Below are 24504 nucleotides of genomic sequence, written 5' to 3'. Positions count from 1 at the left end.
GGGAGAAAAAAAGAGTGCGGTGTCGTTTCAGAGTGAGGGAGTACATACAGCGCCGAACGGTCCCCTCTCCCTGAGGGTGAGGGGGCGCAAACGACTATGCCGCATTCCCTTTCGCCATCGGAGCCAGTGCCGTAGGCAACTCTTTACCCAGCCCCTGCACCAGCGAATCTTGCGTAATTTCACTGATCGATTTCGCGCCAGTCAGCGTCATCGCCACTTTCATCTCTTTTTCGATCAGATTTAGCAGGTTAGCTACACCCGCCTGGCCCGCTGTTGCCAGCGCATACAGGAAAGCACGACCCAGCAGTACGGTGTCGGCACCGAGCGCAATCATACGCACGACATCAAGCCCGTTACGAATTCCGCTATCCGCCAGAATGGCGATATCACCTTTCACCGCATCTGCAATAGCGGGCAACGCACGAGCGGAAGAGAGTACACCGTCCAGCTGGCGGCCACCGTGGTTAGAAACCACAATTCCATCAGCACCAAAACGTACTGCATCGCGCGCATCTTCCGGATCGAGGATCCCTTTGATCACCATCGGGCCATCCCAGAAATCGCGGATCCACTCAAGGTCTTTCCATGAGATGGACGGATCGAAGTTATTCCCCAGCCAGCCGATGTAATCTTCCAGTCCGGTCGGTTTGCCGAGATAAGCTGAGATATTACCTAAATCATGTGGACGACCGTTCAGGCCCACATCCCACGCCCATTGCGGATGCGTCACCGCCTGCAAGTAGCGGCGCATTGCCGCATTTGGGCCGCTCATACCTGAATGCGCATCACGGTAGCGTGCGCCCGGTGTCGGCATATCCACGGTGAAAACCAGCGTCGAACAACCCGCTGCTTTTGCTCGCTCCAGCGCGTTACGCATAAAGCCGCGATCGCGCAGTACATAAAGCTGGAACCACATTGGGCGCTTGATGGCTGGCGCGACTTCTTCAATCGGGCAAACGGAAACCGTCGAGAGAGTAAACGGAATGCCATGCGCGTCCGCCGCTTTGGCTGCCTGAACTTCGCCACGACGCGCATACATGCCACACAAACCCACCGGTGCCAGTGCTACCGGCATCGACAATTTCTCATTAAACAGCGTCGTTTCCAGGCTTAAGTCGGACATGTTTTTCAGAATACGCTGGCGCAGTGCCACTTCTGACAAATCTTCCACGTTGCGGCGCAGCGTGTATTCAGAATATGCACCACCATCCATATAGTGGAACAGGAACGGCGGCAGAATGCGTTGCGCTGCGGCGCGATAATCGCTGGCTGCGGAAATAATCATGCGTTTTTCTCCCTCGAATGCTCATTATGCTCACCGGGCAGGCGGGTAATCCGTGCGTGGCGAGCCTGATCTTCATCGAATCGTTTCATGGTGGTGTGAACAAAACTAAGGTGCGCCATCATTGCTTTACGCGCCCCGTCGGCATCACCAGCAAAAATGGCGTCAATGACAGCCTGATGTTGTTCGGTCAGTTGTGAAAAAACCGGTGGCACCAGATACATCCGCTGACGGCTATGCTTCACTGAGGATTGCAGGACATCGAAGAAACCGCGCATGGTTTGCAGCAGCACGATGTTATGTGAGGCTTCGGCAATCGCCAGATGAAAACGAACGTCCGCTTGTGAGGCGATATCCGGGTCTTCACTTAGCGTTGCTTCAAAGCAAAGCTGAATCTTTTCTTTGTCGCCAGGTGTGGCGCGCATTGCCGCATGCCATGCGGTGCTGGCTTCAATGGCGTAGCGGGCTTCCAGAATATCGAAACTGTAATCCGGATCATCGGCCATCAGCGTTTTTAGCGGCTGGACGATGTTTTGCTCCGACCATGTGTCATGACGCCAGCGAATAAACGTCCCGCCGCCGCGTCGACTGAGCAGCACGCCTTCGCTCACCAGTTTTGCCAGCGCCTCGCGCAGTGAATTACGTGATACGCCGAGTTGCATCGCCAGTTGGCGCTCAGCGGGCAACTTCATGCCCGCTTCCAGGTTTTTTTCATCAATCAGCGCCCGCACACGATCGGCAACCTCGTCTGACAGGCGTCTGGGTAAAACAATCATTAAGGAATCATCCACGTTAAGACATAAGCCTGAAGCGTGGTGATCACGCCCACCATACAGGTGAAGATCAGGCTGTGTTTGACAGTAAAGCGGAACAAATCAGACTCTTTGCCCACCAGGCCTACCGCCGCACAGGCGATAGCGATAGATTGCGGGGAGATCATCTTACCGGTGACGCCACCGGTGGTATTGGCGGCAACCAGCAACAGATCAGAGACGCCAATTTGTTGTGCTGCGGTGGCTTGCAGCGCGGCGAACAGGGCGTTAGATGAGGTATCCGACCCGGTCAGGAATACCCCCAGCCAGCCGAGGAACGGCGAGAAGAAGGTGAATGCATGACCGGTGTGCGCCAGTGCCAGTGCCAGTGTTGATGACAGTCCGGAATAGTTCGAGATAAAGGCGAACGCCAGCACCATGCCGATGGAGTAGATGGGTAGAGCCAGTTCTTTCAGCGTGCTGCCGAAGGTGCTGATAGCGTCAGACGGTTTCATCTTCAGCCAGACAATCGAGAGCAGTGCAGCAAACAGAATGGCGGTGCCGGTGGCAGAGAACCAGTCAAACTTAAACACGGCGGCATAGGCTGTAGCCTCGCTGACCACTGGTGGCATACGGGCAACCAGTTTATCGAGGTACGGCACCGGAATGTTGATCACCCACTCATACAGCGCACCACCCGATGCGAACAGGGCTTTAAACGGCGGGATGCTCCACAGTGTTACGGTAGCTGTCAGGAACAGGAACGGTGTCCAGGCACGTAACACCTGACCCGCAGTGTAACCGGTGTGGGCCAGCGTCATATCAATCTTTGACGCCCCCAAATCACCAAAACGGAATACGCGCACTGGCTGCCAGCGTTTGAGGAACAGCGTCAGGCAGAGCAGTGATACCAGCGAAGAGATAATGTCCGGCAGCTCCGGCCCAATGAAGTTAGAGCTAAGGTACTGAGCGATGGCAAACGAGCCGCCCGCAACCACGACCGCAGGCCACGTCTCCTTGATACCGCGCCAGCCGTCCATAATCGCCATGATCCAGAACAGCACGATAATGGTCATAAACGGTAGCTGCCGCCCCACCATCTGGCCAATCTCAAAGCTGTCGATGCCTGTTACTTGTCCGGCAACCAGGATTGGAATGCCCATCGCGCCAAATGCCACTGGCGCGGTGTTAACAATCAGGCACAGTCCGGCGGCGTACAGCGGTTTAAAACCCAGGCCGACCAGCAATGCGGCGGTAATTGCTACCGGTGCGCCAAAGCCTGCGGCTCCTTCAAGGAAAGCGCCGAAACAGAAACCGACGATCAGCATTTGCAGACGCTGGTCAGGGGTTATCGAAAGAATAGACGAGCGAATGATGTCAAACTGCCCGGTTTTCACCGAGATCTTATAGACGAACACTGCTGCAATAATGATCCACGCGATGGGCCACAAACCATAGAAGAAGCCATAAACCACCGAGGCCAGCGCGTTAGCGACCGGCATTTTATAGAACAGCAAAGCCACGGCAAGGGCGATTGCTACCGTCCATGAGGCGGCGACGTATCCTTTCAGTTTGAGCTTAATCAGCGCAAAGAAGAAAAACAGGATGGGAAGCGATGCTATCAGACTGGAAAGCCAGATATTCCCGGCGGGATCGTAGTTTTGTTGCCAGAGATTCATTGCAGGTCTCCTGGAGTCCACGCACATCGTGTAATGAGTCTGTTGCTCATCTCCTTGTCACACGTTGTGTAAAAGTGGCACTGCCAATTGTGTTGTGTAGGGATAATGACAATGAATGGTTAACTAAATGTTATGTATTGGCAATATTGATGTGAGTTTTAATTGGGGAATTGTGAACCAGAGGTCAGATAAGCGAAGAATTGGTAGGGCCAATTCTTGTGGGGGGAGATGTCTGGTAAAGAAAAGGGCAATCCTCATCAGAGAATTGCCCTTAGATTGTTGACCCGGGGCGCCTTATCTTGCCTGATGCGCGTAACGCATCAGGCAATTTGGCGTTTGCCCTTAGTCACACTAACTTAATGGATCATTACCACTGAATACCGGCACCGAGTGCGGCGGAGTATTCACCCTGGCTATTGGTACTACCTTGTAATTTGTAGACCCAACGACCATTGGCGCTCACCATCGATACACCTAAAGCAACTGCCGATTCACCGTTGTAAGTACCGCCACCAATAGAAGCCATGCTGGCACCCGGTGTATAAGCCTGCGGCAGACCGGTCATTGCCATTGCAGAAGCGATACCACCGCTCAACTTGCTTTCAGTTTTAGACAGTTTGTTATCCATCTCAACCATCCGCTGATCGGTGTATTGCTTCGTTTCCTGCACGCTTTGCTTCAACTGCGCGTAGTTCACCGCGTCGTTGTTGTTGACGCCAGCGGAGACGTTGCTGATACGAGTCGTACTGCCGTTGCCACCACCGAGGGTGATATTGCTATAGTCGATAGAACCATCAGCTTTGGTGTCGTAGCGCACGCCGCCTGCTTCAGAAGATTTCAGCTGCGACACGTTAACCGCATCGGTGGCATTAACACCGGCAGCTACGTTGGTGATACGGCGTTGGTTAGTAGAAGAACCTACAGAGATTGTATTTTCTTCCTCTGCAACGGAACCGGTACCCAGTGCGACGCTGTTGTCAGCGGCAGCAATGGAACCAGAACCAATAGCAACGCTATCTTTACCCTGGGCGTTGGCATCTACGCCATCGGTGTTGGTCTTGAAGTACTTGGTGCTACCGGTGGTGACAATGTCGCCAATACCGTTTTCGATATTAGTAACGCGAGTATCCAGATTAGTGACCTGATTGTTCAGGTTAGTAATGCTCTGGGTATTTTGCGCTACGCGCTCATCAGTGACTTTCAACTGACCCACGTTAACCGCATCGGTATCCGCTGAACCAGCTGCGACGTTTGTGATCTGACGTTGACCGTCTTCACTACCGACAGAAAACTCACCTACAGAGTTCTGCGGTGCGTCCATGTTGTAGGCGGTGTAGCCAGTCTGTGCACCACGGGTGGTCTGAGAACCGTTACCCATTGCGATACTGTTTGCATGGTTTGCGCGTGCGTTACTGCCGATAGCAATGCCGTTGATCGCATCAGCTAGAACCAGAGTGTTCAAACCGATACCAATACCTGCATTACCATTAACGACAGTTTTCGCACCCATTGCCAGCGAGTCTTCACCAACGGCCAGTGAGTCTTCTGCCGTTGAGTTGGCGTGAAAGTACTTGGTTGGCGTAGTGGCGACCGCTCCAATAGCGTTCTGCAACTGGCGAACCGTAACGGCGTCATGGGCTTCTGAACCATCAGCTACGTTGATGATTTGGCGGTATTTACCGTCATCACCAATTGACAATGCACCTAGCAGTTCGCCGTCAGTGGTGTCATAACCAATCACCACGCCATTTTCCGTTACGCTAGTGTCACGAGAACCTTTGGCAATCACACGGCTGGAAACGGAGCTGCTACCCAGCGCAATACCGGTATCAACGGTGCTGCTGCTGTTCTGACCAATGGCTACGCTGCTGGCACCAGACGCGACAGCGTTATAACCTACAGCTGTAGCGCCGACACCAGAGGCGCTTGCATCGTTAAAGGCTAAATCGTTGTCGTTAGTACGAACGTAGTTGATACCAGCGCCATTTTCTTCGATATAGGTTGCGTCGGTGTTACCAGCGAGCTGATTGATAATTTGGGTGTTCTGCTCAATCATCATATTCGTCGCATTCAACTGAGAACCGTTCACTGCATCGGTACTGTCCTCACTAATACTGCCATTAGCGACATTAGTGATGATGCTGGCTTTACCGTCATGGCTGGCATTGTAGGCTCCAGCACCGCCATTGGCAGTCTCATCCCACAGCAGGGCGTTATCATCAAGCGCATCCAGGGCGTCACCGACGTTGTTGTACTCGGCGTTCGCAATGGTGTAAGTCGGTGCGGTGATGGTGCCGTCAGCGTTGACTTCTGCGTCACCACCCAGCGCATCAGCGATGTACTTATTGGTGGTATAGAGTTGTGAGCCGTTAATCGCGTCGCTGCTGGCAGCAGAGATTGCACCGTTAGCGACGTTAGTGATTACACTGGCAGTTTTATCTTTTCCGTGAGCGGCGCTAAATGCACCATTTTCACCGGCGTCCTCATCCCAGAGCAGAGCGTCGTCAAGAGTGGTATCGATAGCATTCAGGGCATCACCGACATTATCGTAATCAGCATTAGCAATGGTGTACGTCGGCGCAGTGATGGTGCCGTCTGCATTGACTTCGGCACCACCCCCCAGCGCATCAACAACATAACTGCTCACGCCGTGGAGTTGTGAGCCGTTTACTGCGTCAGAACTGGAGTCTGAAATTTCACCATCTGCGACATCAGTGATCACGCTTGCGTCACCATTAGTACCGTGTTTGGCACTGAATTTACCTGCGGTGGCATCCCAAAGCAGAGCATCGCCGAGAGACGTGCTAAATGAGGAGTTAATCGCAGCCAGTGCATCGCCGACGTTATAATAATTTGTTTCACCGATTTTGTAGGTTGGACCGGTAAACACACCGTCAGTATTCACAGAAGCATTGCCGCCGAAGTAGGTGGCGATATTGCTGCTTAAGTCATAAAGCTGGCTACCGTTAATGGCATCGGAACTGGTTGCAGTGACTGTGCCGTCCAGGATATTGGTGATTTTGCTGGCGGTATTGTTGCCATGAGCTGCAGTGAAGACACCATTGTCCTTATCCCATTTCAGCGCATCCTCACCAAGATTAGTCACCGTCTCAGTCAGATTAGAGATGTTGGTGGTGTTAGTGGCGATATTGGTGGTATTCGTCGCCACGGCATCGTTGGTGGTTTTCAGCTGAGAGCCGTTAACGGCATCGGTGCTGCCAGTCGTCAGGTCGCCATCTTTAACGTTGGTGATTTTGCTGGTGGTCTCGGTGCCATGAGCTGCCGTGAATACACCATTGTCCTTATCCCATTTCAGCGCATCCTCACCAAGATTAGTCACCGTCTCAGTCAGATTAGAGATGTTGGTGGTGTTAGTGGCAATATTGGAAGTGTTATTGGCGATATTGGTGGTATTCGTCGCCACAGCATCGTTGGTGGTTTTCAGCTGAGAGCCGTTAACAGCATCAGTGCTGTCAGCCGTCAGGTCGGCATCTTTAACGTTGGTGATTTTGCTGGTGGTATCCTGGCCGTGAGCTGCACTGAATGCCTTTTTAGTTTCGTTCCAGAGCAGGGCATCAGCCTGAAGGTCACCAACGGAATCCGTCAGGTTGGTGATATTGGTGGTATTGGTGGCAATACTTGCTGTATTCGTGGCAATGTTGCTGGTATTAGTAGCGATATTGGCGGTGTTGGCTTCGACATCGTCATTGGTAGCTTTCAGTTGGGAACCGTTAACCGCATCCTTACTGGAGGCTGAAATCGTGCCATCCGCAACATCGGTGATTACGCTGGCAGTTGGGCTACTAGTACCATGAGCAGCGCTGTATTTGCCTTTGGTTTGGTCCCATTGCAGGGTGTTTTCATCAAGTACAGCGAGCGCAGCCCCTACGTTATTTTTGCTACCATTTTTTAAATTGTAGGTTGGTGCTGTAACAGTACCGTCATCAACATCTACTGCAGCCCCTCCTCCAAGCGTTTTTGCTACCGAGTCGCTAATGGCATAAAGCTGTGAACCATTAATGGCATCGTAACTGTCAGACTTGATCGCGCCATTTTTCACATTAACGATCTTGCGTTTTAATGAACTATTGCCGACAGAGACGGTATTGTCTAAATCCGCAATGGAATCTGCGCCCAGCGCGACAGAGTTAATACCGTTGGCACTGCTATTACTACCAAGCGCAAGACTCTTATCACCAGTTGCATTACTGGCTGTGCCTAAGGCAATGGTGTTTAAGCCTCTCGACTGGCTACCATTACCCAGAGCGATGGCATCCACGCCATCAGCTTTGTTGCCCTAGCCTATGGCGATTGCATTATCTGCCAGAGCCTGGCTGCCATTTCCTAATGCGATAGTATTGACTTTATCGGCAAGGCTTCCGAACCCCATTGCCATGCTATTAGTCCCTTTTGCCTTCGCATTATTGCCAATAGCAGTTGCATTTTCAGCGGCTTCGGTCTCAGCACCTATCGCAATAGCGTTCGCTGCGCTGGCAAGTGATTGTCTGCCAAATGCGAGGCTGTCAGTACCGCTAGCTACACTGCTACGCCCCAGGGCAATTGCGTTTTCTTCAGATGCGACGCTACTTGCTCCCAGCGCCATTGAATACGCTTTTGACGCATTGGCGGTGTCGCCAAGAGCAATACTCATAATCTCAGTAGCTTTAGTGGCATTTCCCAGGGCAATGGCGTTTGCTCCTTCCGCTTTGGAAGAGTCCCCCATAGCAATAGACAATTTACCCAATGCTTTTGAATAACGGCCGAGGGCCATTGAGTATTGGCCCAATGAATACGAAGAGGCACCCAGTGCTATACTTCTATCGCCTTCTGATATTGCACTAACCCCAAAGGCCATTGATGCACCACCAATCGCATGGGTTTTTGACCCGATGGCAGAGCTATATTGGCCTTCAGCTATAGCGTCATAACCCACAGCAGTACTGGAACCACTGGTGTTCATAAAAGTATTTGCTTTCGCCCCTTTGCCTATAGCAACCCAGCTGTCGCCAGCTGATCCACTACCGTAATCAACACCCTGGCCGTTGTCATTCCCGGCATTCGCCAATGCCCCAAACGACGACAACATTCCACCCGCAACCAGCGCAGAAATTAACAGCTTACTGCGCCCAGATTTCTTGCCACGGCTTTTTGCCGTTTCGCTGGTAACAGTATAATTCCCTGTCGCAGGGTTCCAGATAACTTTAAATATTTTGTTCATTAATGATGCTCGCTATTCCTTGTTATAAGCGTACTAACTGCATTTATTTTTTGCTTCTTTTCTGCCGATTTTCAGCAGAGGGAAGATTGTCGAACTGAATATTTTCCATGTTGATGGCTAACTTCAGATATCCCAGGTTATTGGGCGATACACCCTTCAGGGTCAAATTAATGTCTTGCCATTGACCTGGTAATAATTTCAATGTGGATTTCATTGATGTGTTGAAAAGTAATTGTTGCCACCGGGCAAACTCTTTGGCATCGACAGGTTTTTCACCACCCCATGTCGCATTAAAACCAATATTTGAGATAGGTGTACTTAATAAGTTGACCAGTGAAATATGAATAACACTGCCATTCTCTGTGGCGTCAATGGATAACACTCGACCCGCTAAAGCCACCGAACCATTGTTCAGGATGAAATACTTCGTTTTTGCTGGGTTAAACTCGGTAAAAATAAAAGTGTTTTGTTGATCTTTAACGGATTTAATTACGTGAGTTAAAGTCTTTGTACTGCTTATTATGCCAGTTTGTTGTTTTTGAATAGTTTCCAGTTGACTCTTTAGCTGTGCTTGTTGTTTTTCAAGTAGATCAATTTTAATGTTCTTCTTGTTGTTTCAATAAACTACTTTCTGGCTTGCCTTCTTCAATGTAGTCACATCCCGTTAATGCGCAGAGAACTGAAACAGTGACAGCACTGAAAAAAATCTTCTTCAAGTTCATGTAAAAATCCTTATTTCCTCCGACCAGCGATCAATGCCGGTAGAGTTGTCCATTGTATTATTGGTGATCTATGTTGCTTTACATTAATGACAGTGATGTGTGTCGATTAAATATTGTTTTAAGCATTCATCATAAAAATGTATCATTCGTTTCAAAAGATGTCTGTGTTTGTATGAATATATTATTTTCGTGGATTCTAATGATGATTATTAATAAATGTCAAATATGAAAGAAACCATGTCTGGGAAAAAATTTACAGATAATTTATTGTATGAATATGATGATTAAAATTTCACAATTAAATCCGAAAAAAAGAGACGTAACTGCTTGTTAATTAATAAATGATATCTTCTATATATTTTTATTGTTTATAGGTGGCTATTTCGGTAAAAATGCATTTTCAGAATATCAACCAGCGGTAAATCGACGTAAAGGGAGTGAATTGTTTGGTAATTAGGCGAGTAGACAGGAGAGTCCCCGCATTGACCAGCTAAGGCAAGCCAGATGCGGGTTGATATGATCGAACCAGTCGTCTGAGGCGCTTAAAACGCAGTCTTAGAGAATCCAGTCATCTCCTGCAGGCCCATTTCACGGCCCAGCGCGGTCATTGGGTGCACAACCACCAGTCCGCGAACACTTTTCTTCAGCTTGCCCATATCAGCCTGCTCTTTTTTGGTAATTGCGCGCTGAAACGGCATCTTCATCAGCTTCTGTGCTTCTTTACTCAGTTTTTGGCTATGAACTTCACGCAGGCGAGCAATTTCTGCTTCCAGCGTGGCTTTCTCTTTTTCCAGCTCGGCATATTTGTCTGCGGCTTCAACCAGCGACAGATCGGCCTGCTGGTGGCGGATGGCGTCCAGACGATCGCTGAGACGTTTGATTTCGTTTTTTTCGACTTCTTTCATGTGATGGCTTCTGATAAAGATAAATTTATAGCCCCTAGTATGCGCGACCAGGTGCTTTGTTCACAACTGATGACATTGCAATAGTTCTGTAACGTAATCATTAACATGCTTAAAAACTACGCAATTTATTGATTAATTAAGAAATCTATAGAAAAAAGATAATAAACAGCAGCGGATGATTATTGAGGATTCAGCACGTTTTCCTTAATGTCATCTTTACCGGGAACCTAAACTAAAATTGGCGGCCGCGCATTCCCGGCGCGGGGTAATACGGAGATATCATCATGGGCAAATTAGGTGAAAACGTTCCGCTTCTTATCGATAAAGCCGTAGATTTCATGGCATCAAGCCAGGCGTTCCGGGAGTATCTGAAAAAACTTCCTCCCCGTAACGCGATTCCGTCCGGAATACCCGATGAAAGCGTGCCGTTATATCTACAACGTCTGGAGTATTATCGTCGGCTTTATCGGCCGAAGCAGGTAGAGGGGCAGTAAGCAGACGTTGCTTACTTTTGAAAGGCTTTTTTTAAGCTGATTCTGGAAATCAGCTCAGTCAGTGAAAGGACCATTGTTGATCGCACAGCCTGTTGATAGCGCTGAATTTGCATTGCATACAAACTGGAGTCTGCTGGTTCAAACTGTGGCGGCGGTGGTAACGCCGCCACGCAGTGCAGTTCACCAAAGGGTCCAAGGATCTCGTCGTCGGTAAAGGCGTACTCGTTGCCGTCGTGATTTAGTTCTTCACGCAATGCCATCAGCAGCTCCGCATCTTCGTATTCCTGGCGGTTAATGACGCCCAACCCGTAAATGAGTTTTAAACGCACAGAAAGATCGCCCAGCGGACCGTCGCCGTCGAGTAACGGTTCTACAGCATACTTCACCGCGTAATCGTCTTTGCGGAATACCTGAAGCACCAGAAGATTTACCGCCTCGGTCAAAAGCTCGACGGCGGTGATCAGAAAGCTTCGCACGGTTTTGCCAGCATTCAGACGCTCAAGCACACGGTTTTCAAAGGCCTGGGTTTGTTCCATTGTTGCCTGCATATCTGACAATCTGTTATTCGGGCGCAGGGTGTCCTGCGCCTGGTCCACCATTATTGCATTGCTTTATAAGCGGTTACCGCCTCGGATACAACCTCGCTGTTGGCATCAAGATCGGAAATCTGTGCCAGCGCCGCCTGCGGACCTTTGTCAGCGATCAGTGCTGCCAGTTCCTGAGCCTGCGGATCATCTTCACTGCGGAAGTGCATTGCACCAGCAATCCCCTGAATCAGATTCTTGTGCGGAAGGCTGTATTCCAGCGTACCGAGCAATGGCTTGATCAGACGGTCGCCAGCACTCAGTTTACGCAGCGGCTGACGGCCTACGCGCTCTACATCATCTTTCAGATACGGGTTCTCAAAACGACCGAGGATTTTCTGGATGTACGCCGCATGTTTGTCTGCGTCAAAGCCGTAGCGCTTGATCAGTACCGCACCACTTTCTTCCATCGCACCTTTTACCACCGCGCGGATTTTCTCGTCGAGAATAGCGTCACGAATGGTCTGATGACCGGCCAGTTTTCCGAGGTACGCGGTTATAGCATGACCCGTGTTCAGGGTGAAGAGTTTACGTTCGACAAATGCCATCAGGTTGTCGGTTAACTCCATGCCTGGGATGTTCGGCAGTGCGCCTTTGAACTGCGTTTTATCGACAATCCATTCGCTGAAAGTTTCTACCGTCACTTCCAGCGGATCGTTAGTTGCCGAAGCCGAAGGCGGTACGATGCGGTCAACGGCGGAATCGACAAAGCCAACGTGTTCTTCTACCCACGCTTTGGCGTCTTCCGGCAGGGCGTTCATCACATGGCCTTTCAGCTGCGTGGTACCGCGTACCATGTTTTCACAGGCGATGATGTTCAGCGGGGATTCATTACCTTGTTCTTTGCGTTTCACCAGCCCTTTGGCGATAGCCGGAGCAATACGTTCCAGCACAACCGGGCCAACGGCGGTAGTGACTAAATCGACCTGAGCAATCAGATCAACGACATCATCACCAATGCTGCTGACAGCATTGACGCCGGAAACGGTATCTACCTGCTCGGTTTCACCAACCACATGAACCTGATAGCTATGACGGGCATTCAGGGCATCAAGTACCACCTGATTGACATCGGCAAACGTCAGTTGGATACCCGCGTCTGCCAGCAGTTTACCGATAAAGCCACGACCGATATTACCTGCGCCAAAATGTAATGCTTTCATAGTATTAACCTTCATCAATGTTTTTACCCGAGAGGGCTGGGGTGAGGCTTTTCCCTCACCCAAACCCTCTCCGTGAGGAGAGGGCAGCGCCGGATGCGGCGTAAGCGCCTTATCCGGCCTACAAGAACGTGCAAATTCAACAAATCGTGATGCATCCTGTAGGCCTGATAAGCGTAGCGCATCAGGCAATTAACCCCACCTTCTCCATGTGGAGAGGGTGGGATTGGATTACTTACGACCTGCCAACAGTTCCAGCACTTCATCCACGCTGGTGGTGTGTGCCAGACGCTCGATGACGGACTCATCATCCAGTGCATTGGTCAGGCTGGTGATAACCTGAATGTGCTCGTTGTTACGGGCTGCAATACCAATCACCAGACGGGCAATGTCATCTTCTTCTTCACCGAAGCGCACGCCTTCCGGGTACTGGCAGAACACCACGCCCGTTTTCAGTACGCGATCTTTCGCTTCAACCGTACCGTGTGGCACCGCGATAGACTCACCCAGATAAGTCGGGGTCAGTTTTTCACGATCCAGCATCGCCTGAACGTATTCCGGCTCAACGTAACCGCCTTTCACCAGCTGCTCGCCAGCAAAACGAATCGCTTCTTCTTTGGTTGCTGCTTTGCGACCGAGGAAGATGTTCTCCGCGCCCAGTTTGAACAGGTTAGCACTGGAATCGTCAAAGCTGTCTTTCAGACTGTCTTTCACTTTCACTTCGTTTTCAGTATGGCGCTGGGCAGCAACCAGACGTTCGGTTAGGCTGGTGTACAGGCCGCTGTCGAGGAAGTTGGTCAGCGAAATATGCTGCGCCTGCGGAACCTGGCGCATAGCGCGTTCGGTCAGGTCACGGTGAGTGATGACGAGGTCCACATCTGGCGGCAGGTTGTTGATCGCGCTGTTAGTGACCGAAATCTGTGACAGACCTGCATCCTGAATTTTCTTACGCAGCACGCCTGCGCCCATCGCACTGGAACCCATACCGGCGTCACAGGCAACGATGATTTTACGTACGTGGCTCAGGTCGTTAGTCACATCGCCCGCAGACAGCGGAGATGTGCCTTTAGACTCAGCTTTCATGTCCTGCATACGACGAGTTGCTGCTTCAATATCATCTTCTTCTTTCACTTTGCTGGTTTTCAGCAAAATAGCAGAGACAACGAAGGAGACAGCCATCGCCGCACACACACCCGCGATGTTAGCGAAATAAGCACCTTTTGGTGTCATCGCCAGTACAGCAAGGATAGAACCCGGAGATGCCGGAGAAACCAGACCACCGCCCAGGATAGTCAGCGTGAACACGCCAGTCATACCGCCGAGGATGACTGCGAGGATCAGACGCGGATTCATCAGCACATACGGGAAGTAGATTTCGTGGATACCACCCAGGAAGTGGATGATTGCCGCACCGCCCGCAGACTGTTTAGCGCTACCACGACCAAAGAACATGTACGCCAGCAGCACGCCCATACCTGGACCTGGGTTAGCTTCAATCAGGAAGAAGATTGATTTACCCAGTTCATGGGACTGCTGAATACCCAGCGGCGAGAAGATACCGTGGTTAATGGCGTTGTTGAGGAACAGGATTTTCGCCGGTTCAACAAAGATAGACGCCAGCGGCAGCATGTCATGGACAACCATGAAGTTAACGCCCGCAGCCAGCATTTTGGACAGGGCTTCAACAATCGGGCCAATGCCGAGGAATGCCAGAATAGCGAGGATCATCCCGATGATGCCTGCGGAGAAGTTATTCACCAGCATCTCAAAACCGGATTTGATCTTACCGTCTACCCAGCGGTCGAAGTGCTTAATGCACCAGCCGCCCAGCGGACCTGCAATCATAGAACCGAGGAACATCGGCATGTCTGCGCCGACGATAACGCCCATGGTGGTGATGGCACCGACTACGCCGCCACGTTCGCCGCCTACCAGCTTACCACCGGTATAACCGATCAGCAGCGGCAGGAGATAAGTGATCATCGGCCCGACCAGCTTCGCCAGCGTCTCGTTCGGTAACCACCCTGTTGGAATAAATAACGCGGTGATGATACCCCACGCGATAAACGCGCCGATATTTGGCATCACCATGTTGCTGAGGAAACGACCAAAGCTTTGCACTTTGATCTTAATATCGGATGACATAAAAACACCCCTTCTTATGTTTGCTGTCGCGCAGGCTGGAAGCCCGAGGTTTTTTGTTAATGTGGCGGCAGAGGTAGCCGGACCTTGTAGATACTGCGAAATCTGGCACTGAATCGGTTAACTGTCCAGTCGACGGCCTTTTGTGTGATATCAATCACATAAATATAGGGGGTAGAGAGGTAATTAACGTGACGTTCATCACAAAACGCTTGTGTAAAAAAGCAACAAGGCGGCGATTTTCGCTAAAAATGGCATTTAAATGTGAGTAGTGTCACATTTTTGTTTTGATGGTTTGTTGAATCTTTGTGATCTGAATCACAAGATATTTTCTTACGGCGTTCACCTGATGTGATCTACAGCATGTTATGCCTTCGTCATACAATTGTTATGTAACTAAGCAACTCATCACCTCTAAAAATTATTCTTTGGTGTTATGGCGAGAATCGCGAACCCGGATTATTGTCAAAATATCAGCCTGACTCCCTTCTGGCTGCCAGCCCAAAAACAACACTGATAAACGTGAATCCGAGGCAGATATGTTTCTAAACTATTTCGCGTTGGGAGTGCTGATCTTCGTCTTTCTGGTGATTTTTTATGGAATCATCGCGATACATGACATCCCTTATCTGATTGCCAAAAAGCGCAACCATCCCCATGCCGACGCTATTCATACGGCGGGCTGGGTGAGCCTGTTTACCCTGCATGTTATCTGGCCGTTCCTGTGGATCTGGGCGACGCTCTATCAACCGGAGCGCGGGTGGGGCATGCAGTCACATGTTGCGTCGCAGGAGAAAGCGACTGACCCGGAAATCGCCGCACTTTCTGACCGAATTTCCCGGCTAGAGCATCAACTCGCCGCCGAGAAAAAGACTGACTATTCCACGTTCCCGGAGATCTAATTATGGATCTATTGATTGTTTTAACTTACGTGGTGCTGGTGCGTATTCCGCTCTATTCGATCACGGATTGGCATCGAAGTTCGATCAGCGATTCGCATCCATTCGATCAACCGGGAACTTAACTTTTTCTACCGCTTTTTAACTCGTTTTTTTCGCTGCTTTCCACTGTCGGGGGATTTTTCCTCAGGGACTCTCCCTGAAGGACCACTCTGTGTGAGTTATGTACCAGTCTGTCCAGGATGGCATCTGCTGTTGTTGGGTTCTCCATCAGACCATGCCATTTATCTACCGGGAACTGGCTTACCACTATCGTGCTGCTTATTAGAACCTGTATTTTTTGCAACTGTTTCAGATATTTCAGCCAACTGCCATCAACACGTCCCTGAGCCAACTGTTCCAGTAATCGCCCGGTTCTACAGTACCGGACGCTGTATTTCTGTCGACATGCCTGTTCGCCCAGCGCATTGGCTATCCAGCTCTTACCGCATCCTGTCGGACCGGTTATCAGTAGGTTTTTCCTGTGGATTATGTAGTAGCCGTTCAGCAGTTCCCTCATCTGTTCAGCCCGCAGACCTCTTGAGGCCGGATAACGCAGCCCTTCCGGTGTTGCCTGATATTTCAGGCAGGCATTTTTTCTCAACCGTGCCACACGACTGTTTTCTCTGCTCAGAAGCTCGTCATCAACCAGCAGTGTCAGCCTTTCCTCGAACGACAGTTCGTCGTAAGTCTGAGGCGTTTCCCGTTGCCGTATCAGGCTCCCGGCCATCGCCGGGAGTTTCAGTTGGGTCAGTTTGTTTAACAGATTATCACTCATACGGTTGTTCCTTCTGTCAGTGGTAGTAGCCAGGACCACGCAGGTTTTCATGCTCTGAAGCATATGCCGGATGTTGTTCGCCCAGGCGGGATAACGGAAGCTCAACGTTATCCCGATGATGACGCAGCAGATTGTCGATAAAGCGTCTGTCCGGGGCGTTATAGTGCAGGGCAACGTAACAGGCCTTTTCCAGCCGTTCCGGGCCGTATTTTTTCTGAAGTGCCAGCAGACCCAGGACTGCACGGTAAGCCAGCTCCGGATGGGGTTTGGCTTTCAGCATGGATTCAACCACCCGGCCTGTGGACGGACCTGTACGGTTTCCCTGCTCGATAAGGCGTTCCGGTGTCCATGTCCCATGCCGCCGGTGGCGTTCTGGCATGTGAAGCGGATTGGTTGTGTGTTTATATTCATGTGTGCTGCGCGGATGTTGCGCCACACACTGCCCCTTGTGCCAGAGCTGTACCACCGACTGCCCCACCTTCAGTGACAGACGCTGACCGACCAGTTCGTGTGGAACGGAGTACCAGTGACGGGCATATTCAACGTGGTAGTCAGGGCCAACCTTCACGGCTTTGTATTCCGTGTATTCATAAGGCTCCAGAGGCAGCGGAGAGAGTGCTGGTGCATCCAGCATGCGGAAGCGTTCTGCGCGGGTTTGATTACCGTATCCCTTCATTGGTCGGTTATTCATGTCCGTCAGCAACTCCCGAAGGCGTGCATTCAGCGCCCTGAGCGTGTGGAAGGTTTCATTACGGATGCGGGCAAGAAGCCATCGCTCGACGATGAGGACGCCGTTTTCTGCTTTTGGTTTATCTTTAGGTTTGCGCGGGCGGGCCGGGATAATAACCGTGCCATAGTGCTCAGCCAGCGCCTGATAACTGTCGTTGATGACAGGCTCATAGCGATCGGCTTTTTTCACTGCGCTTCTGAGGTTATCGGGGATGAGCAGCTTCGGTACGCCGCCCAGGAAGGTCAGGCAACGGCTGTGGGCATTTAACCATGACATCATGTCCTGACCTTCGCACGCTTCAACATAGGTATAGTTGGACGCCCCCATTACAGCCACGAAGATTGCCACGCGGCGTATCTCTCCGGTGTCCGGATTAATAACAGGGACCGTAGGACCACAGAAGTCGATAAAGAGCTTTTCGCCAGCACGATGCTCCTGTCGCATGGAGAGGCGTCGCGTTTTTTTCCACTTCCGGTAGCAACGGCAGAAGTGTGAGTATCCCATCGCTTTGTCACCCGCCTGTGCCTTGTATTCCATCCACAACAGTTGGCGCGTCACGCCAGGTTTTCTCATTTCCGTATCGAAGTACAGCATGTCAGGCATAACAAGCTCTGACGCAGAGGTGTCTTTGGGCGGGAAAATGAGTTTCTCCAGCGTGTCATGGGATATATCCGCAGGTAATGGCCATGACAGAGAAGAGGCTTTGAAGCGGGCAAGAACCTCAAAAACGGTTGAGGCGCTGATGTGTAACGTCAGTCCGATACAACGGTTAGTCAGCTTCTTATCGAACTTGAGCTGAAGGATCTTAAAACAAGTTTCCATAGTGCTCCTGGATTTTCTCTTTTTGGACATTGACGTCTCCACTGGTTTAAACACGGCAATGGAGACTGTGGTGAAAAGAGTTAATTCCCGGAGTGACTGGCGAATTCCAATCAATGATCGGAAGTATGCCAAATCGTGATCGATTGTGATGCCAAACTGTGATCGGAGATGGATGCCAAATCATGATCGATTCGAATGCCAAACTGCGATCGATTCAGATGCCATTTTGCAGCTGGCGTGGGCGGTCTTTAAAATCTTTCGTATTCCGGTGAATCAGTGGACGCTGGCGACGGCGGCGCTGGGAGGCGTGTTTCTGGTGAGTGGTTTGATTTTGTTGATGAACTACAACCACCCTTACACTTTTACCGCGCAAAAGGCAGTGATAGCGATCCCTATCACGCCACAGGTGACGGGAATTGTTACTGAAGTCACTGACAAGAATAATCAGCTTATTCAAAAGGGCGAGGTGCTTTTTAAGCTCGACCCGGTTCGTTACCAGGCGCGAGTTGACAGACTTCAGGCTGACCTGATGACGGCGACGCATAATATAAAGACGCTGCGTGCGCAGCTCACTGAAGCGCAGGCCAACACCACCCAGGTTTCAGCGGAGCGCGACCGTCTGTTTAAAAATTATCAACGTTACCTGAAAGGCAGCCAGGCGGCGGTGAATCCGTTCTCGGAACGTGACATCGACGATGCGCGGCAAAATTTCCTCGCGCAGGATGCGCTGGTGAAAGGCTCGGTGGCGGAGCAGGCGCAGATCCAGAGCCAGCTCGACAGTATGGTTAACGGCGAGCAATCGCAGATTGTGAGCTTAAGAGCGCAACTTACTGAAGCAAAATATAACCTTGAGCAGACTGTCATTCGCGCGCCGAGCAATGGCTACGTTACTCAGGTACTGATCCGCCCAGGTACATACGCAGCTGCCTTGCCGCTGCGTCCGGTGATGGTCTTCATCCCCGAGCAAAAACGGCAAATTGTCGCCCAATTTCGGCAAAACTCGCTGTTACGTCTGAAACCTGGCGATGATGCGGAAGTGGTGTTTAACGCGCTACCTGGGCAGGTGTTCCACGGCAAATTGACTAGTATTTTACCTGTCGTGCCAGGCGGTTCTTATCAGGCGCAGGGGGTATTGCAATCATTAACGGTCGTTCCCGGCACGGACGGCGTGCTGGGAACCATTGAACTGGACCCTAACGATGATATCGATGCCTTACCCGACGGCATTTACGCCCAGGTAGCAGTTTACTCCGACCATTTCAGCCATGTTTCGGTGATGCGGAAGGTGCTGCTAAGAATGACCAGTTGGATGCATTATTTGTATTTGGATCATTGAGGGGGAAGGGGGAGATTATGGAACTTTGCTCCCTGCAAGGGCTAATTATTTTTGCATATTACTTCATTGGCTGCGATGATTTTTCTTTAATATTCATTATGTTAATAAGTTCTGGATGAGTGTGCTCTCATTGGATTTTTTATCCGTCTTGTTCTGCCGCAGGATGAGACTATACATCGTCGAGATCGCAATGATGATATGAGTTGTTCCTCCTGCGACGGCTCTAATCAAAAAAGAGCAGGAGTGCTTTTCCATCTATTGCGATGATGGCTTTATTATCTGAAGGATGACAGTCACATTTAAAAAATATTTAATCTATAGATCACAATGTAGGGTCATGGAATATATGTATACAACTATTTTCTTCTTCACTTTTAATTATCGTATTCATTATAAAACTAAGTTAAAAAAACTCCTAGAGAGTGAGTTATTAATATATTTTTAAATAAAATTAAGTTATCATTCATCGATGCATTTTATAGAATCATCAATGGCCATAATAGTACTATTAACTCTCAATTTTATATTTTTATCATCACTACAAATATTAACTGAATTTATATCAATGATTTTTTTATTCTTATCTTTTATTTACTGTTTCAATGCAATCAGCGGCAAGTTGGAGTGGATTTAGATTTTTCAGATATGGTCTTATGATCTTTCCCTTACTTAATAAATAGCATGTATAGGATTCGGAAAGTCCAGCATCTATTTTGTACCTCATTATATTAGATAAGGATGTGAGAAATTCCTTGTTATCATTCGCAGCCATATATGCCAGTCCGAGTTCAGCCTCTGCGGCCTTACAGGCAAAATAGCTTAGTGAACACGCTTTTCGTCCCTCTTTAGTACTGGCTGATATTAGTGCCCATAATATTGCTTTGTCTGCCAAATCTAACTCTCTCTGAAATTGTCTTGCAGTAACTGTACTCGCAGAAATAGAGAAAAAAATACAATTGTTAATAACTTTGCCATATTTTTTAGTCCGTAACTGTTAATGTGCTATCTGGCTCTGAAAATATTAACTCATTTAATTTTTGCATGTCATTAGATGAACCAGTTATACAACCCTCGGAACAGAATCGAGGTCCTAAAGACGGACCGAAAGCGTTTAAACAACTTTGTGTTAAAAATCCATCACGATTATATGTTTCTGTATTTGCTGACGGTACTAAACGTATACCATTAGGTTTTCTATTGGTTGCTCCAGGACCATTAACATTCCAGCTCCATACCCCTTGAGGTATTGGACCTCTATTTTGTAAGTGTGTACAACCAGGATTATTTTTACATTGCATATTATTACCATTATTACCAGAGGCGACAGGAATAGTAAGCACATCATAAGAGTTATCATCATTTTGCGTATCTGAAACGCATGAAAGCATACTTAAAGTTATGCTGTATAAACAGGTCGCTAATCCCAACGGGTCAATATCAGTTATCGGATTCAACGGATACTGATAAAAATTCCATCCCCCCTTCAGTCCAATCTTTTCGCGCCGGCGTGTACACCGGGTCCATCTGGTTTTGCATCTGCTCCACCGTCAGGCCGCACGATGCCAGCCAGCGGCGGCTTTCCTCACTCACCCGGTCAGCCAGGATTTCACTTTCCAGCCGGTCGAGCATCTGCACCAGCACCGGCGGGAACACCACACTGCCACCGTCTTCGCCGCCGGACTGCTGAAGGGCATCCGCCAGGCTGCGGCGCTGCGTTTTCGCCAGCTCACCGGTGGCAGTTTCGACCCTGATGAGTGGCGTGAAGCTCCCCGGCTGATAAATCGTCTGGATGCGGGTTCTGTCGTTCTGTATTGTGGTCAGCCGGTCGCCGTCCCAGCCGTACCAGGTCACTTGCGGTTTCCGTGACAGCGACATCCAGCCCGTCAGGTCCCGTTCACGCCGCCATACCCGTTTTGCCACCCTGCGGCCCAGCGGGTCGTAAAGATAGCGACTTTCGACCAGCGGCTCTGCATATTGTGTCCGCGTGTAGTGCACCAGCCGGTGCTGACTGTCGTAATGGTACCGGTGGGTGCGCTCATCATCCGTGCGGATAACCCCTTCCGGGATGAGGTCGGTTTTCTCTGTCAGTCTGCCGTGATGGTCATACCGGTAAAGATAGTGCGCGTCACGGGCGATACGGTTATCCGGCCACATGCTGAGGGTGCTGTCCGGGTGCAGCTCCGGGTCGGGCAGGCGGTTCCCCGCCGGGTCTGTGGCATACGGGATGCGGATATCCAGATTCGCTGCGGTGGTGTGAACGCCGGTCAGCCTGCCGGTGGTGCTGTAGCTGTAACTCCGGGTCTGGCGCGGGCTGCTGATGCGGATGAGTTCGCCGTTGTCGTTCCAGGTGTAATCGCGGTCAGACAGCAGGCTGTTCAGGTGCTGGCTCTGTAACTGCCCGGCAGGGGTATAAGCGATGGTGAGTTCATAACGGCCGAAGCTGCGCAGCGTTTCCCGGTGCAGGCGGTCGCGGGTGTACTCCACCAGCGGTGTGTCGCCGAGTTTCATGCCTGACAGCCAGCCGCTGCCGTAGGTCAGCCATTCCACGGCGGACAGGCTGTCCGGTATACAGCGGTTCGCCAGCCCCTGCGCGTTGTACGCATGTCTGGTCTCATGCTGCCAGAGCAGTGCTTCCGTCTGCGGGTGATGCACCGTCTGACGCTCACCGGTCAGCCGGCCTTTCTCATCATACCCGTAATGCACCGTCACCCGGTGCCCTTCGCTGAGATGGCTGATGTCTGTCAGCCAGCCGCGTTCGTCGTACCGCCACCGCTCTGCGGTTTCACCCTTCACGGTGCGGTGCGTGAGGCGGTCTGCTTCGTCATAGTGCCAGTGGGTGACCAGCCCCTCATCCTCGCTGCGGATAAGTTTGCCGGTCAGGTCGTGGTGATAACGCTGTGTGCGGCCGTCAAAGCCGGTTTCCTGTATCAGCCGGTCGAGTACATCGTAACGGAAGGTGGTGTGGCTGCCGTTTTCACTGGTCAGACGGATGACCCGTCCGGCAGCATCGTATTCCATACTGCGCGTCAGCCCGCCCTGCGTGGTACAGATGGCTTTTCCCCACGCATCGTACTGTGTCCCGTTTCTGCTGCCGTCCGGGGCAATGACGGCGGTCAGGTCACCGGCGGCGTTGTATTCATACCGCATTTCATGGCCCTGCGTGTCTTTCACCGCAATTAACTGTCCACGGCTGTCGTATGCGCGGTACTGGCTCAGCCCTTCCTCGCGGTGCACCGCCGTCACCTGACCAAAACGGTCATGGTCATAACGGGTTACATAACCGGAACAGTCAGTGACGGTCAGCAACTGACCGTAACGGCTCCATGTCATGGTTTTCCGGCTGCCGGTGGCATCTTCCGTTGCGCAGGGTAAGTCACTGTGTGGATTATCATAACGGTAGCGGGTGATATCGCCGTCAGGGGCGGTTTCCTGAATCAGACGGCCGGATTCATCATATTTGCGGCGCATTTCCAGCCCGTCAGGCCCGGTGGCTGACGTTAACTGGCTGTGGTGGTTATAGTAAAACGCCGATGCCCTGCCATCCGGCGTGGTGATGCGCGTGATGAGGCCCGTCACCACATCCGGGCTGTATTCTGTTGTCCGGCCTGCGGCATCCGTCTGTGTCCTGAGCCTGCCCACGGCGTCAAACTGACTCTGCGTGACGCTGCCGTCCGCGTGTTCCTTTTTCACCACCCGCTTCAGCCCGGCTTCACCCTACGTGTGCAGCACTTCACGGCGGTTCAGGCTGTCGGTGATGGTGATGCGGTCCTTCTCATACTGATACGTGTAGCTTAAGCCTGCCGGGTTAAGCTGTTCTGTCACCCGCCCGTCGCTGTCGTAACGGTAACGGATTTCCGGCCGGCCCGTGTGACGGTGCGCCACCATCCGGCCCCGGTATTTATCATCGTAAGTAAAGCTGCGCACCTGTTTGCCACTACGGTCATACACCACCGCCAGTTCGCCGCGTGGCGTCCAGCCATAGCGCACCAGCGGCGCGGCAGGTAAATTCTCCGGGTATTCCGGGTCGTGCGTCAGCCACACGGCAGACAGATGCCGTTGTCCCGGCCATATTCGGTGTAACCCGGCAGGGTATCAGGAAAAGCGGACGGTTCCGTCCCGCCGGAAATGGCCTGCTGCCGGGCTTCTTCTGCCCGCTGCGCCTGCGTGGTCAGTACCAGCCGGAAGTGACGCCCGGCACCATCCGTCACGCCGGTGATTTCGCCGCTGAATTCACCGGCGGCTTCGCGGTGGAACGTCTGTGTGCGCCCGAAGCGGTCCACCAGCCCGGTCAGTACCCGGTACGGCGGCAGCGGCGCAGGCAGCACCTCATCCGCTTCCGGCACCCGCTCACACCAGCCGAGCAGCCACCACGGCCCCTGCGGACTGTTTGTCGCCAGATAACGATGCGGACTTAAGCGGAGTTCTTCCGGCAGCGCCTGCCAGAGTGCGGCCAGCCGGTGACCTTCATCCAGTTTCGCCACGCCGCCGCGCACCAGCCAGAGTGATTCGCTGCGGCTGTAACCGTCCTCACCGGGAAACAGGTGCTCAAAATACAGGCTTCTGCCGCCGTTATCACTGAGTATCAGTGTGTTATCGCGCAGCTGTAAGCGGATATCCGCAGGCATTTTCCAGCCGGGGCCGAGGCTCCCCATCGGCGCGGGCGTTTTTGTCCGGTAACTGCTGTAGGTGCGGGAGAGGATGAACGGCAGCGGGGCGGGCAGGGCGATGTCGGTTTCACCGGGAAGGACCTTTGCACCGAGCAGGGGATTGACCGGATGGCCGGACGTCACTCCGCCGGGGCACACCGAACAGGCCACACCGGTGGGGGCACCGATGCGCACCCCGGCTGAACCCTGAACAATGCTACCGCCATACTGCGTCATGTCGCCCTGACGCGCTGCCGGTTTTCCGCTCATCTGCTCATCCTTGTTTTATCGGGTTATTTGTCTGCTTCCAGGCAAA

General features: G+C 51.4%; 13 protein-coding genes and 4 pseudogenes. 3 read left to right on the top strand and 14 right to left on the bottom strand.

The window, feature by feature from the left end; all coding sequences use genetic code 11:
• Nucleotides 1–94 precede the first annotated feature (94 nt).
• The 6 genes and pseudogenes from lldD to C1P89_RS20160 form a co-directional block, all read right to left on the bottom strand.
• A complete protein-coding gene (lldD, locus tag C1P89_RS20190; protein ID WP_000586964.1) occupies nt 95–1285 on the bottom strand; it encodes a quinone-dependent L-lactate dehydrogenase in 1191 nt (396 codons plus the stop codon).
• Nucleotides 1282–2058 (bottom strand): transcriptional regulator LldR, encoded by a 777-nt coding sequence (gene lldR, locus C1P89_RS20185; protein WP_000636500.1) that lies wholly within the window; start codon nt 2056–2058, stop codon nt 1282–1284. Before lldR ends, lldD begins: the two co-directional genes overlap by 4 nt.
• Nucleotides 2058–3713 (bottom strand): L-lactate permease, encoded by a 1656-nt coding sequence (lldP, locus tag C1P89_RS20180; protein WP_005138048.1) that lies wholly within the window; start codon nt 3711–3713, stop codon nt 2058–2060. The genes lldR and lldP overlap by 1 nt, the downstream gene beginning before the upstream one ends.
• A gap of 367 nt (nt 3714–4080) precedes the next feature.
• Nucleotides 4081–8931, bottom strand: a pseudogene (locus tag C1P89_RS20175) (YadA-like family protein).
• A 43-nt stretch (nt 8932–8974) separates the two neighbouring features.
• Nucleotides 8975–9653, bottom strand: a pseudogene (locus tag C1P89_RS20170) (SadB/YajI family lipoprotein).
• Between the two features lie 542 nt (nt 9654–10195).
• Complete coding sequence (locus C1P89_RS20160) at nt 10196–10558, bottom strand: YibL family ribosome-associated protein (protein ID WP_000665680.1); 363 nt, start codon at nt 10556–10558, stop codon at nt 10196–10198.
• Between the two features lie 284 nt (nt 10559–10842).
• Between C1P89_RS20160 and yibT the strand changes: the two genes are divergently transcribed.
• Complete coding sequence (gene yibT / locus C1P89_RS20155) at nt 10843–11052, top strand: protein YibT (RefSeq protein WP_000517100.1); 210 nt, start codon at nt 10843–10845, stop codon at nt 11050–11052.
• A gap of 11 nt (nt 11053–11063) precedes the next feature.
• On the opposite strand, the gene mtlR is transcribed toward yibT, so the two are convergent.
• The 3 genes from mtlR to mtlA all read right to left on the bottom strand — a co-directional run bounded on the left by mtlR (nt 11064) and on the right by mtlA (nt 14941).
• The gene (gene mtlR, locus C1P89_RS20150) at nt 11064–11651 is read right to left on the bottom strand and encodes a mannitol operon repressor MtlR (protein WP_000228271.1); all 588 of its coding nucleotides are present in this window, start codon (nt 11649–11651) and stop codon (nt 11064–11066) included.
• Nucleotides 11651–12799, bottom strand: coding sequence for a mannitol-1-phosphate 5-dehydrogenase (mtlD, locus tag C1P89_RS20145; RefSeq protein WP_000645423.1), 1149 nt, complete (start codon nt 12797–12799; stop codon nt 11651–11653). The genes mtlR and mtlD overlap by 1 nt, the downstream gene beginning before the upstream one ends.
• A 228-nt stretch (nt 12800–13027) precedes the next feature.
• Nucleotides 13028–14941 (bottom strand): PTS mannitol transporter subunit IICBA, encoded by a 1914-nt coding sequence (mtlA, locus tag C1P89_RS20140; protein WP_000093258.1) that lies wholly within the window; start codon nt 14939–14941, stop codon nt 13028–13030.
• Nucleotides 14942–15477: 536 nt separating this feature from the next.
• Here mtlA and C1P89_RS20135 point away from each other — a divergent pair.
• On the top strand, nt 15478–15840 hold the full coding sequence (locus C1P89_RS20135) for a DUF3302 domain-containing protein (RefSeq protein ID WP_000479624.1): 363 nt from the start codon (nt 15478–15480) through the stop codon (nt 15838–15840).
• 118 nt (nt 15841–15958) lie between these two features.
• Here C1P89_RS20135 and C1P89_RS20125 read toward each other — a convergent pair whose 3' ends face one another.
• Nucleotides 15959–16654, bottom strand: coding sequence for an ATP-binding protein (locus C1P89_RS20125; protein ID WP_151350961.1), 696 nt, complete (start codon nt 16652–16654; stop codon nt 15959–15961).
• Nucleotides 16655–16670: 16 nt separating this feature from the next.
• Nucleotides 16671–18206, bottom strand: coding sequence for an IS21-like element ISSso4 family transposase (gene istA, locus C1P89_RS20120; protein WP_000447021.1), 1536 nt, complete (start codon nt 18204–18206; stop codon nt 16671–16673).
• Between the two features lie 172 nt (nt 18207–18378).
• Between istA and C1P89_RS20115 the strand changes: the two genes are divergently transcribed.
• On the top strand, nt 18379–19542 hold the full coding sequence (locus C1P89_RS20115) for an HlyD family secretion protein (protein ID WP_001132568.1): 1164 nt from the start codon (nt 18379–18381) through the stop codon (nt 19540–19542).
• A gap of 459 nt (nt 19543–20001) precedes the next feature.
• On the opposite strand, the pseudogene C1P89_RS26100 reads toward C1P89_RS20115, so the two are convergent.
• The 3 genes and pseudogenes from C1P89_RS26100 to C1P89_RS20090 form a co-directional block, all read right to left on the bottom strand.
• Nucleotides 20002–20517: pseudogene (locus C1P89_RS26100) on the bottom strand (Imm57 family immunity protein).
• Nucleotides 20518–20522: 5 nt separating this feature from the next.
• On the bottom strand, nt 20523–20930 hold the full coding sequence (locus C1P89_RS20100) for a DUF2778 domain-containing protein (RefSeq protein ID WP_139064153.1): 408 nt from the start codon (nt 20928–20930) through the stop codon (nt 20523–20525).
• 24 nt (nt 20931–20954) lie between these two features.
• Nucleotides 20955–24458: pseudogene (locus C1P89_RS20090) on the bottom strand (RHS element core protein); the annotation flags it as partial.
• Nucleotides 24459–24504 lie beyond the last annotated feature (46 nt).

This window comes from Shigella sonnei (genome assembly GCF_002950395.1).
Lineage (GTDB): Bacteria > Pseudomonadota > Gammaproteobacteria > Enterobacterales > Enterobacteriaceae > ECMA0423.
The sequence above is the reverse complement of the archived record's forward strand: the minus strand, read 5'-3'. Positions and strand labels throughout refer to the sequence as shown.